A 13459-nucleotide genomic window follows, 5' to 3' on the forward strand; every position below is an offset into this window, starting at 1 on the left:
CGGTGCCCGGTGCCCGGTGCCCGGTGCCCGGTGCCCGGTGCCCGGTGCCCGGTGCCCGGTGCCCGGTGCCCGGTGCCCGGTGCCCGGTGCCCGGTGCCCGGTGTTTCACGTGAAACGGTGGGTGAGGGTGAACCAAGCTCCTGGCTGATTGGAGAATCAGCACGCAAGCGATGCTCCTTGCCGGCCGTAGAGACAAGCGACGCACTTATCGGTTGATCGGCGGGGTCTGCTTGCGGGCTGTGCCGCTTGGGTGCCGACACAGGACAGGCTTGGCGGCTTGATCTTGTGGATTCGGTCGGCAGCGGGCGATTGAGCGTGTCGCGCTCGGGAAGCCCTCATCAGTCGACGGTTCGATCGATGAGGAATTGCAAGGGGGTCAGGTGTGTAGCCACCGCGTTGTTTGCGGTGCCTTGGACCGAAGTCTTCAACGAGGCCTGTGTTAGGCGCTCCGAACGGGAACCTGTCTTGGTGGCCTTTCCTGCCGGCTTGCGGAACTTGTCATTGGGGTGACGCTGCGATGTGGAGCGACCTCGTTGGCTGCGGCTGATCTACGGCTGATGGGAGTGGTTGTTCGGCCGCGAGTGGGACTGCGGCGGCTGGCATCGCCTGGGACACCCATTGGGCCAAGCGGTGAGCGCGGCAGGTGGGAAACGAGGCGGGTAAGGATGGCATCGCAAGCCGAATGAGATCAGCCTCAGCCGTCGGATGGAGGGCCCGCACCACAGGCGATGATCGGGGTGCATCCCTGCGGACCAAGTCGGATGGGTCTCTGGTTCCACGTGAAACGGGATCGCCACCAGGCTTGTGGGTACGCAAGAGGGTTCCGACTTCTCGGAATCCCGATCGGGGGCCTCGCGGGCAGATTCAGATTGGGGGCCCGCAGAGCGCGGGTGGCTCGGAGCGCTAATCCCGATCGTGGATTGGCCTGCTGCGGTACTGAGTCCGCGAACTGTTGCTCTCGGGGCCAGTTGTGACGAGGCGGGTGAGCGAAGCGCGGCTCCGCTGGAGGGAGTGGACTGCTAAGGCAGGCGAGTGGTGGATGTACCGGCCGATGTTTGGTGGCCTGCCACAGGGGAACCGCGATGGGCTCCTAAAAGCGGCACCATCAGGGGTCACGAGATCTGCGGGCCGCTGGCGAGCGGGTTGCCCGAGAGCTGGAGGACTTGATTGCCTGCTCTGCTGATTTTCGAGGAACACCGGCAAGGTGTGCTCCGGTGCGTCGGGGCGGCGGATAGGCAAGGTCAGGCGGATTGAAGCCCTGCGATTGCGACGCTTGATGCGGCGGTTGAGACTTGGCAGTCATACAAGTCCGACGTGGTGATCCGTTGGCGAGGTGCAGGCTTTGGTGGATGGCAGGTTGGACCTAGAGCCAAATGCTGGCTCGCTCAACAGAGTTCCGGCCGTCGTCGGGTTGCTGGAGGAATCACGATTCTCAAGGAGGGCAACGGCGCGTCGAAATCGCTGGATCGCCCGGGCCGTATTCGGATCGTCTTTGGGATGCCATCGCGAGCCTTCCCGTTCCACGGGACGCAATGAGGCGTGACAGCGCGCCGAGCTGAATCTTGCCTTCGGGTGAGTCTGGTCGGAACTGTCGTAGAGAACATCGGTGCGTGGCCAGCAGTGCACGCTGAGCCTGGAGCGGGATGCCAGGTGCGACGGTGCAATCGAAGTGGCGGCGCAGCGGGAGCCCGGGCGTGACCGGGGTAACCACTGCCGAACGGCGTGGATCCAGTGTTTAGGTTGAGGTGCGGCCCGGCGCCGGCTTCTGGGTATCCCGCCGGAGTGCACCGGTGTCTTCTGGCGTCGACTGGAACACGGAGCTTCTGGGCGTCAGCCGCAGAGATGCGGCGGCCTCCTGTGCGCAGAGCGCGGCGGCCTTCTGGCCGCGGAACGCGGCGGCCTCCTGGGCGCTCCGGCGCTTCCCGAGCGTTCCGGGCCGGCTGTGACTGTGCGGATGGCTGCATGCGAAAGCAGGTCTTTGTGGGGGCACCGTTTCGGTGAGCATGCTAAGTAGACATCCAGATGGTGGCGCTTCGACACGTGGCGCAACCGCGCGATCCTTCTTGACCGCAGGTCTTGGATGGCGTGTGCCGGTTGATAGGAGGCATGGCGCCAGCGGGACTGGCATCGAACTGTCTGCGGTTCGTCCCGGGCGGATGGACAGTCGAGCGGTCAGCGGTGCGGATGGCTTGGGGGGTCGCCGAGGTCGCCTCCGCGACCGCCGACGGCCCTTTGCGGTCGAGGTTCGGGGAACCAGTGACCTCGACTCCGGAAGCTCTCTAGACGTCTTGTCGGACAGCTTTGGCACGATCCGGTTCGGCGCCTGCGAATACTCGCCGTTGGAGTTGCCGCCGATCGCCTACGCCCAGGGGCGCTGTTCCGCATCTTGAGGTTCCTCGTGGCACCTGATTCGGCCCTTCGATCCCAAGAGGCATGCGCCGTGGACGGCGTGGAGTGGCCGCGGGATGAAGGTTGGCCGAGCCGTAGTTTGTTCGAGCGCTCGGGCCGAGCTGCGTCGAGTCGGCTCGTGTCGAGATGACCTCCAGCGGACGTCGTTGATCTCCGAAGGTTGAGTTGCTTGATCTGGTCTGTCCAATGGATCGGTGCGTCGTGGTTGAGCGAACGGCGTTCACGTTCGGTGAGGCGGAGTTTCGAAGCCAGCCAGCCAGCCGGGCGGGAGCGGTCCAAGACTCAGAGCGGACCGAGATCTCAGGCGGTTCGGGGCCTCGATCAGTTGGAGCCCGAGGTGGTGGGAACCTGAAGATGGCAGCACCTTCAGGGGCGGCGGAACCTGAAGACGGCAGGACACCCTTCAGGGGTAGCGGAAATCTGTAGGTGGCGGGGTCCTGAGGGTGGCGGGGCCTGAAGGTCGTGGGAACCTTCGGGTGCGGAAACCTCAAGGTCGCGGGACCTCAAGAGGGCCGGACCTCCAGGTGGCGAGAACCCCATGGCGGCCGGACCCTAAGGTGGCCGGAAACTTGGAGCATCTAAGCCTCGGGGCGATCCGGGCCCGAGACGATCTGAGGTGCCGGGCCCTTGGTGGCAGTGGCAGATGCGTAGGAGTGTGCGCGGGAAGCCGGGGTGCCTTGAGGCGGCCTCGCGGCGTGAGGAACTGGGCCGGCATCTCACCTGGATGGGCGCTCCTCCCGGTTGCCTGGTGAGGTTGCCTGTGGGGCTGTCGAGACCCATGAGGCGAGGCTTCAGACATGCGTGAGTGCCACTATCCACAACCTGTGTGTTGCGCCTGTTGATTCTGAGGCTGGTGGTGTTTCACGTGAAACGACGCCGATGTCGTGCGGGCCGTCCACTGCTCTATCCACAGGGTGCGCAAGCGTTCTACGTCGTGTTTCACGTGAAACGAGGGTGCCTGTGGATAACTCCTGTGGATAACTTGAAGGCGGGTGTGTGGAAGGACTCATTTTCATCGTCATCGACATGGGGAGAGTCCCTCCGTCGTGCGAAATTGACCCGGGACAGCCCCTCCTGGGCTGGGCTAAGGTCACGTCGTGTCTGAGAACACCTCCTCCCTTCCTGATTTCACACGCTGGCCGTCGTTCCCCTTCGAGGGTGATATGCGGGTCAAGAAACTTGCGCCGCCGGTGGAGGTAGAGCCGCCTCGGAGCGGGGAGGACGGCTCCGAGTGTGTGGCGTGCGGGACGTCCGATGACGCGTACATCTGGGTCAGTGAGAGATGGCGCGTGCGTGCCATGGACCGGCCTACCGGACTGCCGATGGTCTTGATTCTTGAATGCCGCTCGCACCTTGATCTCGGTGACCTGCCCAATCTGCTGGCAGCGGAGCTCGGAGTCATGACGGTTCGGCTTGAGCGGGCCATCCGGTCGCTTGACGGTGTGGCGCGGGTTCACGTGAATCGTTGGGGGGACGGTTCGGCGCATCTGCACATGTGGTTCCTGGCCCGGCCCTATGGGCGGCTTCAGCTTCGGGGGACGTTCCTGTCGCTCTGGGACGACATCCTGCCGGTGATACCCGAGTCGCAGTGGCGGGAGAACCTGGCCCTCGTCGCGGCCTGGCTGGCTGATTTCGGCGGACAGGCCAATACCGAGCCGGCTCACATCGAGTGGGAGTCGCCGGCCACGATCAACGTTCCCACCAGTATGGGAACGGATGCGGATGAAGGCCGTCGACCCGCGACCCTCGGCGATGTAGAAGCGTCCGAGACCTAGAAAATCGGACGGCAGGACGGCAGGACGGCAGGACGGCAGGACGGCAGGACGGCAGGACGGCAGGACGGCAGGACGGCAGGACGGCAGAGTGACCTGGAACAAGACGACGGGCCCGGCGGTGATCCGCCGGGCCCGTCACGTGAAACAACCGATTCAGCGCCCCCGCCGCGACACCGCCCGCTCCACCAGCCCGCTCAACACCACACCGAGATCCACCCCGGCCGCCTGAACGGCCAACGGCAGCAACGACGTCTCGGTCATCCCCGGCGACACGTTGCAACCCAGAACATGGGGCTCACCATCCGCGGTGACGATCACGTCGATGCGGGACAGATCTCGAAGACCCAGGGCCTTGTACGCCGCCAGCGCCGCCTCCGAAACCCGCGAAGCAACCGTCTCCGACAGGCGGGCCGGCACATGCCAGGTGGTCAGACCGGCCGTGTACCGGGCCGCATAGTCGTACACCCCGTCACGCGGCACGATCTCCACGATCGGCAACGTCGACGGCCCACCATCCCCGTCGACGATCGCGACAGTCACGTTGGTGCCGGTCACATATTGCTCGACGAGCGCCGTCGAGTCGTACGCGAAACATCCCACCATCGCAGCCGGAAGGTCACCTGCCTCCCGGACCACCGCGGCCCCCAGCCCGGACCCGCCCTGCGCCGGTTTCACCATGAGCGGCAGCCCGAGCCGTTCGACGATCCGGTCGAGGACAGCGACGGCACCGAGCTCGGAGAACCGGTCATGCGGCAGCGCCACCCAGTCGGGTGTCGGGATGCCGGCTTCACGCAGCATCGACTTGGCCGACGGCTTGTCCCAGGCGAGCCGGGCCGCCTGCGCGTCGGCGCCCACGTAGGGCACCCCGCACAGGTCGAGGACCCCACGCAACGACCCGTCCTCACCGGTGGCGCCGTGCAGCGCGATGACGACCGCGTCCGGCGGATCAGCCTGGAGCGCCGGCAGCAGGGACACGTCGGCGTCGTGGAGTTCGGCGGTCAGGCCGACGGACCGGAGCGCGTCGAGCACCCGGCGACCGGACCGCAGGGACACATCCCGTTCATAGGACAGCCCGCCGGCCAGGACCAGAACTCGCAAGTCGTCACGCGTACCCATGCCTGTGATCATGCCAAGTCGGGGCCGGGCGCATCCGCGGCGGCCGGGCCACGACGGCGCTGATGTCCCGGCTGAAGGCCGGCTTCGCCGAAGACGGCACGCATGGCCAGCTCCTGCTCCATCACCCCGGACAGGCGCCGCACGCCCTCACGAAGCCGCTCCGGGGCCGAGAAGCTGAAGTTGAGCCGCATGTTGCCCCGCCCGGTCCCGTTGGCGTAGAAGCCGGTTCCGGGCACGTAGGCGACCCGCGCAGCGATGGCCCGCGGCATCATCGCCTTCGAATCGAGGCCCTCGGGCAGGGTCGCCCAGACGAACAGGCCGCCCGTCGGCCTGGTCCAGGTGGTGCCGGCCGGCATCAGGTCCTCCAGGGCGCTGAGCAGCGCGTCCCGGCGCTCGCGGTAGATCTCCCGGTAGACCTTGATCTGCTCGCGCCACGGCATGGTCGTCAGGTACTGGGTGACGGCGGCCTGGGCGAACGCGCTGGGGCACAGCACGTTGGCCTCGCTCATCATGACCAGTTTCTCCCGGACGGCGTGCGGCGCCAGGACCCAGCCGACCCGCAGACCCGGCGCGAAGGTCTTGGAGAAGGTCGAGCAGTAGAAGACACCCTCCCGGCGGCGGGCCCGCAGCGGCAGCGGGGCGTCACCCTCGAAGGAGAGCATTCCGTACGGGTCGTCCTCCACCACCAGCAGCCCGGCCCGCTCGCAGATGTCCAGGATCTGCTCGCGACGCGCCTCCGACAGGGTGACTCCGGCCGGGTTCTGGAAGGTGGGGATCGTGTACAGGAACTTCGCTTGCCTCCCTTCCCTCGCGGTGGCCCGGATTGCCTCCTCCAGTGCCGCCGGGATAAGGCCCTCGGCGTCCATGGCCACGTGCCGGACCTGTGCCTGGGCGGCCTGGAACACGCCGAGTGCGCCGACATAGGTCGGCCCCTCGGCGAGCACCACGTCACCCGGGTCCAGGAAGAGGCGGGCCAGGAGGTCGAGGGCCTGCTGTCCACCGACGGTGACCACCACGTCGTCGGGGGACGCGTTCGTGATGCCGGACAGCGACATCACCTCGCAGATCCGCTCCCGCAGGTCGACGGTGCCCTGGCCGATGCCGTACTGGAGGCTGGTGGCGCCCTGCTGGGAGGCCAGGTCGCCGAGCATCTCACCGACCGCGTCCAGTGGCAGCGCGGCGATGTACGGCGAGCCGCCGGCCAGCGACACCACCTCCGGACGGCTGGCGACGGCGAACAGGGCCCGGATCTCCGACGTGGTCATCCCGCGCACCCGTCGCGCGTACCGATCGGTGTAATCGTCCTGAGTTGTACCGGTCATGCGAATCACCCCTTGAAAATGAGACTGAAAGCGATCCTAATGCCGCCCGGCACTTGCCCGACCTGCTCCCGTTCATGGTGGTTCCGACGTAGGATTCGGCGGGGGCGCGGCGGCGTCCGGTCCATGCCCGTGCGAATGCAAGGGGTCGGCACATGTCGCGACGCCTGGTCAATCTCACCCTCGATACGCTCGAGGACCTGCCCCGGCCCTGCCGGCAGTGTGTCTACTGGGAGCTTGATCCGGTCTCTGCGGAGCGGGCCTGTGCTACCGGCGATCCGGGGCTCGAAAAGGAAGCCTGGGTCTCGCAGACACTGCTGGAGTGGGGCTCGTGCGGCAAGCTGGCGTATGTCGACGGGATGCCGGCCGGTTTCGTGATGTATGCGCCGCCCGCCTACGTGCCCCGTGGCATGGCCTTCCCGACGTCTCCGGTGAGCGCTGACGCCGCCCTGCTGACCACGGCCAAGGTGGTGCCCGCATTCGCCGGCGGGGGCCTCGGGCGGATGCTGGTCCAGGGCGTGGCCCGTGACCTCACCAAACGCGGGGTGAAGGCGATCGAGGCCTTCGGCGACGCCAAACCGGACGAGACAGGTGACGAGTCGGCCTGTCTGGCCCCGGTCGACTTCTTCCTGTCGGTGGGCTTCAAGACGGTCCGCCCGCACCCCCGTTACCCGCGGCTGCGGCTGGAGTTGCGGACGGCCCTGTCCTGGAAGTCCGACGTGGAGTACGCGCTGGAGAAACTGCTCGGCTCGATGAGCCCGGAGACCCTCTTGCGCCCGGTCCGCCCGGTCGCAGCCACGAGGTCTGCGGAGAACTAGAAACCGCTAGCTCTTATCTATGCCCATCAAATCCCGCACAAGAGCCTCGCCGATAAGAGCTAGAAAACCGCTAGCTCTTATCGGCGAGCGCCAGCCGCAGCTGGCGGACGTCGATCGAGCCGGTGGGGACGTCGCGTTCCACCGGGAAATACATCCGCTGCACCGCGGCGAGCAGCGCCTCGACGATCTGCTCCCGGAACAGCGGGTCGATCAGCCGCGCACGGTCGGCCGGCGACGTCAGATAACCGAGGTCGACACGCACCGTCGGCATCCGGGTCAGGCGGAGCAGATCCCAGGTCTTGGCATGCGTACGGCAATCGTGCATCCCGGTCCGCACGACGATCTCCCGCTGCACCAGGTTGGCCAGCCGCTCGCCGACCGTGGAGCTTAGCCCGTTTCCGGTGCCGTAGTGGTAGGACGCCACACCCTCGGCCGACTCGGAGTCGTGCCCGTCCAGGTGCAGTGAGATCAGCAGGTCCGCGCCGAGCGTGTTGGCCAGCGCGGCCCGCTCGGCGCCACTCATCGGGGCGGCCGGTGACGGGCCACGGGTCAGGTGCACCCGCATGCCGGCCGCGGAGAGCCGGCCCTCGAGCCGGGACGCCAGGTCGAAGACGAGATCCGCCTCGTTCCACCGGAGCGGGCCGTCCGGCACCACCACACCGGTGTCGTCACCGCCGCCGTGGCCGGGGTCGATGACGATGGTCTTGCCGACCAGGTTGGGACCGGACTGGCGGAACGCCTCGGCCTCGCGCAGCCACTGCGGGCGGCCGCCGACGACCTTGCGGCCGAGCCGGCGCAACGCCTTCATGGTCTGCGGGCCACAGGAGCCGTCCTGGACGAGCCCGACCTCACGCTGGAACTGGGCGACCGCACGAGCCGTCCGGGCGCCGTAGACGGCGTCGGGGCGGCCGGTGTCGTAGCCCATCTCCAGCAGCCGCTCCTGAAGGGCACGGACGTCCTCGCCGACCAGCGCGTCCGGGACGGAGTGGAAGAGTGCCCGGGAACCGAGCCGCCAGCGGGCCGCGTCCAGCGCACCCCACGTCTCGTCGCCGACCAAGCCGTCGACGCCGAGCCCACGGCTCTGCTGGAAGGCCCGCACGGCGGTCTCCAGCGCCTCGTCGAAGACATCGGGGTCAGCCTCGGCAAGCAGCTCCAGGCCGACCAGGATCGACCGGATCTCGGAAACTGCCACGCCGGTGTCTCCGCGTCGGATGGACCGCACTCACGACTCCCTAGGGCGAGAAAGGACGACCTCCGCGAGAGTACGCCCCGCGACCCAACCGGGGCGCGGGGCGTTCACAGGAGAGGGATCTACAGCGCCGTCTCGATGAAGTTGACCAGGAAGCTCTTCGGCTTCGCGCCGGTCACCGAGTTGAACGGCTCGCCGTCCTTGAAGATGGTCAGCGTGGGCACGGTCATCACGCCGTACGCCATCGCGGTCTCCGGGTTCTCCTCGATGTTGACCTTGACGATTTCGACCTGGTCACCCATCTCGTTGGCGATCTCCGCGAGCAGCGGGTCGACCTTCTTGCAGGGCACGCACCACTCCGCCCAGAAGTCGACGAGCACCGGCTTGCCGGATTTCAGCACGTCACTGGCGAAGGTGGCGTCGGTGACCACCTTGGTTGCTCCCACAAGGACCTCCCGGGTCTTACAGCTCTACGAATGAAGCGATGAAGCGCTCGGCGTCCAGCGCCGCGGCACAGCCGGTGCCGGAGGCGGTGATGGCCTGCCGGTAGGTGTGGTCGACCAGGTCACCGGCGGCGAACACGCCGGGGATGTTGGTCCGGGTGCTCGGCGAGTCGACCTTCACGTAGCCCTCGTCGTCCAGCTCGATCTGGCCCTTGAAGAGCTCGCTGCGCGGGTCGTGCCCGATCGCCACGAAGACACCCGTCACATCGAGAACCTTGCTCTCCCCGGTCTGCACGTTCTTCAAACGCGCGCCGACGACCTTGCCGTCGGTACCGAGGATCTCCTCGACCACCGAGTTCCACTCGATCTTGATCTTCGGGTTGTCGAGCGCCCGCTTCTGCATGACCTTGCTGGCCCGGAAGCTGTCGCGGCGGTGCACGATCGTCACGGTCTCGGCGAACCGGGTCAGGAAGGTCGCCTCCTCCATCGCCGAGTCACCACCGCCGACCACGATGATGTGCTGGTTGCGGAAGAAGAACCCGTCACAGGTGGCACACGACGACACGCCGTGGCCGAGCAGCTCCTGCTCACCGGGAACGCCGATCGGGCGCCACGCCGAACCGGTCGCCAGGATCACCGCGCGGGCGAAAAACTGCTGCTTACCGACCCACACCGTCTTCAGACCCTCGGTGCCGGCCTCGGTCGGCTTGTCGCCCAGCTCGACCCGGGTGACGTCGTCGGTCAGGAACTCGGCGCCGAATTTCTCCGCCTGGGCCCGCATGTTGTCCATCAGCTCGGGACCCATGATCCCGTCGCGGTGCCCCGGGAAATTCTCCACCTCGGTGGTGGTCATCAGGGCGCCACCGGACTGCACACCCTCGATCACCAGCGGCTTGAGGTTGGCCCGGGCCGCATACAACGCCGCCGTGTAGCCCGACGGTCCGGAACCGATGATGATCAGATTGCGGACCTCGTCCACTGCCGACTCCTCAGTCTGTTTCGTCGCACGCGTTTCAGATCGGCGACACTGCACGCTAGAACGTCTTGCCAGGCATCCGCCATTCCCCGGGCATGGCTGGTGTCCGACCTCACGCGGGGATTCTCGTCAGCGTACCGGCACGCGCTCCAGCTCGTCCGCGCCAGCACCTGGCGTGCCGCACTCCGGACCCACCGCCCACACCCAGGTGCCGTCGGCCGCGACGAACCGCACGATGAGCGCCGGGCGGCCGTTGAACCGCGCATAATCCATGAACTCCACCGAGATCAGCCCGCCACCGTTGATCCGGGCGATCTCCTGGATGCAGGCGTCGACCGCATCGGGCGTGTTCAGCCGGTCCAGCGAATCCGCCGACAGTTCGTTGGCCGAGGTGACCTGTGGGACCTCGGCCGAGCCGGCCGACCGCAGTTTCGTCGCGGTGGCCTGGGCCAACGTGCTCGACGTGTAGTCGGTGCCACTGCGGAGCACATCGCCGCCGACCGTCGACTGGTCCGACATGGGGGCGTTCTCCCGGGCCACCGAGCCGGCCGCGGTGTCCGCCGTCTTCGGCGACGTGAGCATTGCGTTCACCCCGAAACCAGCGAACGCGACAGCGGCGGCGGCCACCGTCACAGGCGCGACCCACCGCCGCCGTCGCCGGGCCTTATCAAGATCAACGACCTTTGCCGGTACGGCTACCACCGGCCCTGATTCACCTGAGGCGGGCGCCGGCTCAGTGGCCCCGCCGGCAACACGGAACATCGTGTCCAGCCGAGCCGCCAGATCGTCGGGCATCGGCTCCGGCTCGAGCTCCCGCAGCACCGCTCCGACCGCGATCATCCCCGGCTCCAGCGCCTCGAAGGCGGCCCGCCAGGTCTCGTCGGTGGCCACCAGGCCGGCCACACGCTCCGCGTCCGGGGTGCCGTCCAGAGCGCCACCGACATAGTCGGCGAGCAGGTCGATGTCGACCCCCTCGAACTCGCCCCACTCGAACTCGGTGCCGGTCATCGCGGCTCCCTCCGTTCGACTCCGGTCGGCAGCGGGCTCGCCGCGTCCGACCTGGATGGGACGGTCCCGTCGCCGTTCTGGTTCCCCCGCAGATATCCGAGGGTCATCGCCATCCTGGCGCGGCCCCGGGCGCATCGGCTCTTGATGGTGCCCTCCGCCACACCGAGCATCTCGGCCGCCTCGGCGACGCCGTAACCCTGGACGTCCACCAGCACGATCGCGGCGCGCTGCTCGAACGGCAGGGCGGCCAGCGCGTCCCGCACGACGAGCACGGTGTCCTGGTCTGCGACGGGCGCGACGGGCTCCGGGCCGGTCGGGCGGTCGTCGTCACGGTTGCCGTCCGGCAGCGGGACGGTGGGGTGCGCCTGCTTGCGGCGCAGCCGGTCCAGACAGGCGTTCACCACGATGCGGTGCAGCCAGGTCGTGACGGCCGCCTCGCCGCGGAACTTGGCCGCGTTGCGATGCGCGTTCAGCAGAGCGTCCTGAACGGCGTCGGCAGCCTCCTCACGGTCGCCGACCGTGCGCAGGGCGACCGCCCACAACCGGTCCCGATGGCGGCGCACCAGCTCGGCGAACGCCTCCGGATCACCGTCGACGTGGGCACGGATCAGCTCGGCGTCGCTCGGCGCATCACCGAGGTCGCCGGGTGATACGCCCCGGAACGTCACGCCAGCAATCTAGTGCACAGGTGCAGGCGATCAGTAGCCGGACAGCTCGATCTCGCTGACGCTGATCTGGAATCGGTCGCCGTCCTCGGAGCGGGGCAGCTCGGTGAGGAAGACCAGCACGTACTGGTACTTCTCATTCGGGTCGAAGCCGGTGAAGTACGACTTCGTGCCGGTGGCCTTCTCCGGTTTCTCGTCGCTGAGCGACTTGAAGTCCTTGGCGATCTTCTCGTCGCCGGCCTTGCTGTCGCCCGGATCGCTCGCCCCGGTGCGCACGTCGATGGTCGCGCCCGGCGCGGACGTCGTGACCTGCACCTCGGACAGGGTGCGCTTTTCACCCAGGTTGATCAGGATGCCCATGCCCGGCTTGAGGCCACCGAACGGCGCGGTGTTGTATTTCGAGGTCTCCCAGACCGTGCTCGGGTCACCGTCGATGGTGTATTTCGCCTGGTCACCGTCGAGCCGGTCACCACGCGGCGGGTCGACCATGCGCACCATGTCAGCGGTGAGCTTGATCTTCTGCGGCTCGGGGGCGGGCTGCTGAGCGGTGCTGTCACCGGCGTCGGCCGGCTGGGTCGCCGTGGGATTGCCGGCCTCGGTCGACTTGCCGGTGTTGTTGATCGCGCGGATGCCGAAGATCAGGCCGATGATCGCGATGACGATCAGCGCGCCCACACCGACCAGGATCTTCGGGGCGCTGCGCACCTGCTCGCCGGACGAGGACGATCCGCCGCTCTGCACGAAGCGGAGCGGACCGACATCCTCGAACTCCTCGTCCTCGGCGGCGGCGTCCAGCCGGCCCAGTTCGGCGGTGAGCGCGTCGGAGACCGGCGCCGCGACCCGGCGGTCCAGCAGGTCCATCGTGAGATCGTCGAGGTACGCCGGGATGCCGGCGCGAATCTGGCGCGGAGCGGCCGGGTTGCCGGCGCTGTCGCGGTTGGCGTCGGGCAGCGCGGAGCGGCCCACCTCGGTGTGCGGCCAGTGACCGGTGAGCGCGAAGTAGAGGATGCCGCCGACCGCCCGGATGTCGGTCTCGGTGCTGTCGGCCGAGTCGGCCCGCGCGTCGGCCAGGACCACCCGGCCGTCGTCGGCGATCAGCGTGCTGCCGGGATGCACGTTGCCGTGCACCATGCCGGTCGCGTGCACGGCGGTGAGGGCGTCGGCCACCGAGTGCGCGATCGCGATCGCCCGGGCCGGGTCGAGTGGGCCCTCGGCGCCGACCAGGTCACGCAGCGACTCGCCGTCGACCCACTCGCGGACCACGTAGGCCCGCTCCTGCTCGTCGATCGCGTCGTAGACACCGACCAGGTTGGGGTGGATCACGCGGCTCGCGGCGACCGCGGCCTGGAGCATCTCGACCGCGGAGTCACCACCCGGATACCGGAGCACCATGGCGACCGGGCGCCGGAGGATCACGTCGGTACCGCGCCACACCTGCCGGCCGGCGCTGTCGTTGTTGACGTGCTCTTCCAGCTGGTACCGCTCGGCCAGAACCTCACCGGCGGTGGGGGCACCGAAGGTCAAGACCGGTCCAGCCTCGTCGGCCGCGGTCTCGTGGCCTTCGCCGACCTGGGTCACCAGTCCTCCCTCGGTGGTGCATTCCTCGGTGCCGAATTCCCCGGGCAGCCTCTCGGCCGCTCAGGACAGCGGGATCCCGCACATGCCGCCACCGACCATACCCGTACTCGGCCATGCTCTGGCAGGTCGTCCCCCCGGCGCGGCACCGGTCCAGGAGGACACG

The 13459-nt window shown here is 67.9% G+C and carries 9 protein-coding genes and 1 pseudogene; 2 read left to right on the forward strand and 8 right to left on the reverse strand.

Going from position 1 to position 13459, the window contains the following annotated elements; translation table 11 throughout:
- Nucleotides 1-3572: 3572 nt before the first annotated feature.
- Nucleotides 3573-4115 (forward strand): annotated as a pseudogene (locus tag AB0E94_RS07380) (hypothetical protein); the annotation flags it as partial.
- A 222-nt stretch (nt 4116-4337) separates the two neighbouring features.
- On the opposite strand, the gene AB0E94_RS07385 reads toward AB0E94_RS07380, so the two are convergent.
- Both AB0E94_RS07385 and AB0E94_RS07390 read right to left on the reverse strand, forming a co-directional pair.
- The gene (locus AB0E94_RS07385; protein WP_360323563.1) at nt 4338-5312 is read right to left on the reverse strand and encodes a D-alanine--D-alanine ligase; all 975 of its coding nucleotides are present in this window, start codon (nt 5310-5312) and stop codon (nt 4338-4340) included.
- Nucleotides 5309-6622 carry a PLP-dependent aminotransferase family protein gene (locus AB0E94_RS07390; RefSeq protein ID WP_360323565.1) on the reverse strand — a complete coding sequence of 438 codons (1314 nt, stop codon included), beginning with the start codon at nt 6620-6622 and terminating at the stop codon, nt 5309-5311. Before AB0E94_RS07390 ends, AB0E94_RS07385 begins: the two co-directional genes overlap by 4 nt.
- Nucleotides 6623-6774: 152 nt before the next feature.
- Here AB0E94_RS07390 and AB0E94_RS07395 point away from each other — a divergent pair, with 152 nt between their 5' ends.
- Nucleotides 6775-7437 (forward strand): GNAT family N-acetyltransferase, encoded by a 663-nt coding sequence (locus AB0E94_RS07395; RefSeq protein ID WP_360323567.1) that lies wholly within the window; start codon nt 6775-6777, stop codon nt 7435-7437.
- Nucleotides 7438-7507: 70 nt separating this feature from the next.
- On the opposite strand, the gene AB0E94_RS07400 is transcribed toward AB0E94_RS07395, so the two are convergent.
- From AB0E94_RS07400 to AB0E94_RS07425, 6 genes are all read right to left on the reverse strand, one after another.
- On the reverse strand, nt 7508-8659 hold the full coding sequence (locus AB0E94_RS07400) for an N-acetylmuramoyl-L-alanine amidase (RefSeq protein ID WP_360323569.1): 1152 nt from the start codon (nt 8657-8659) through the stop codon (nt 7508-7510).
- Nucleotides 8660-8748: 89 nt separating this feature from the next.
- On the reverse strand, nt 8749-9072 hold the full coding sequence (trxA, locus tag AB0E94_RS07405; protein ID WP_317789386.1) for a thioredoxin: 324 nt from the start codon (nt 9070-9072) through the stop codon (nt 8749-8751).
- A 16-nt stretch (nt 9073-9088) separates the two neighbouring features.
- Nucleotides 9089-10048, reverse strand: coding sequence for a thioredoxin-disulfide reductase (gene trxB, locus AB0E94_RS07410; RefSeq protein ID WP_360323571.1), 960 nt, complete (start codon nt 10046-10048; stop codon nt 9089-9091).
- Nucleotides 10049-10174: 126 nt separating this feature from the next.
- Nucleotides 10175-11053, reverse strand: coding sequence for a hypothetical protein (locus AB0E94_RS07415; protein WP_360323573.1), 879 nt, complete (start codon nt 11051-11053; stop codon nt 10175-10177).
- On the reverse strand, nt 11050-11721 hold the full coding sequence (gene sigM / locus AB0E94_RS07420) for an RNA polymerase sigma factor SigM (RefSeq protein WP_360323575.1): 672 nt from the start codon (nt 11719-11721) through the stop codon (nt 11050-11052). The genes AB0E94_RS07415 and sigM overlap by 4 nt, the downstream gene beginning before the upstream one ends.
- Nucleotides 11722-11751: 30 nt before the next feature.
- Nucleotides 11752-13296, reverse strand: coding sequence for a protein kinase family protein (locus tag AB0E94_RS07425; RefSeq protein WP_360323577.1), 1545 nt, complete (start codon nt 13294-13296; stop codon nt 11752-11754).
- Between the last annotated feature and the right edge of the window lie 163 nt (nt 13297-13459).

It is taken from the genome of Actinoplanes sp. NPDC026670, from assembly GCF_040638175.1.
Classification (GTDB): domain Bacteria; phylum Actinomycetota; class Actinomycetes; order Mycobacteriales; family Micromonosporaceae; genus Actinoplanes.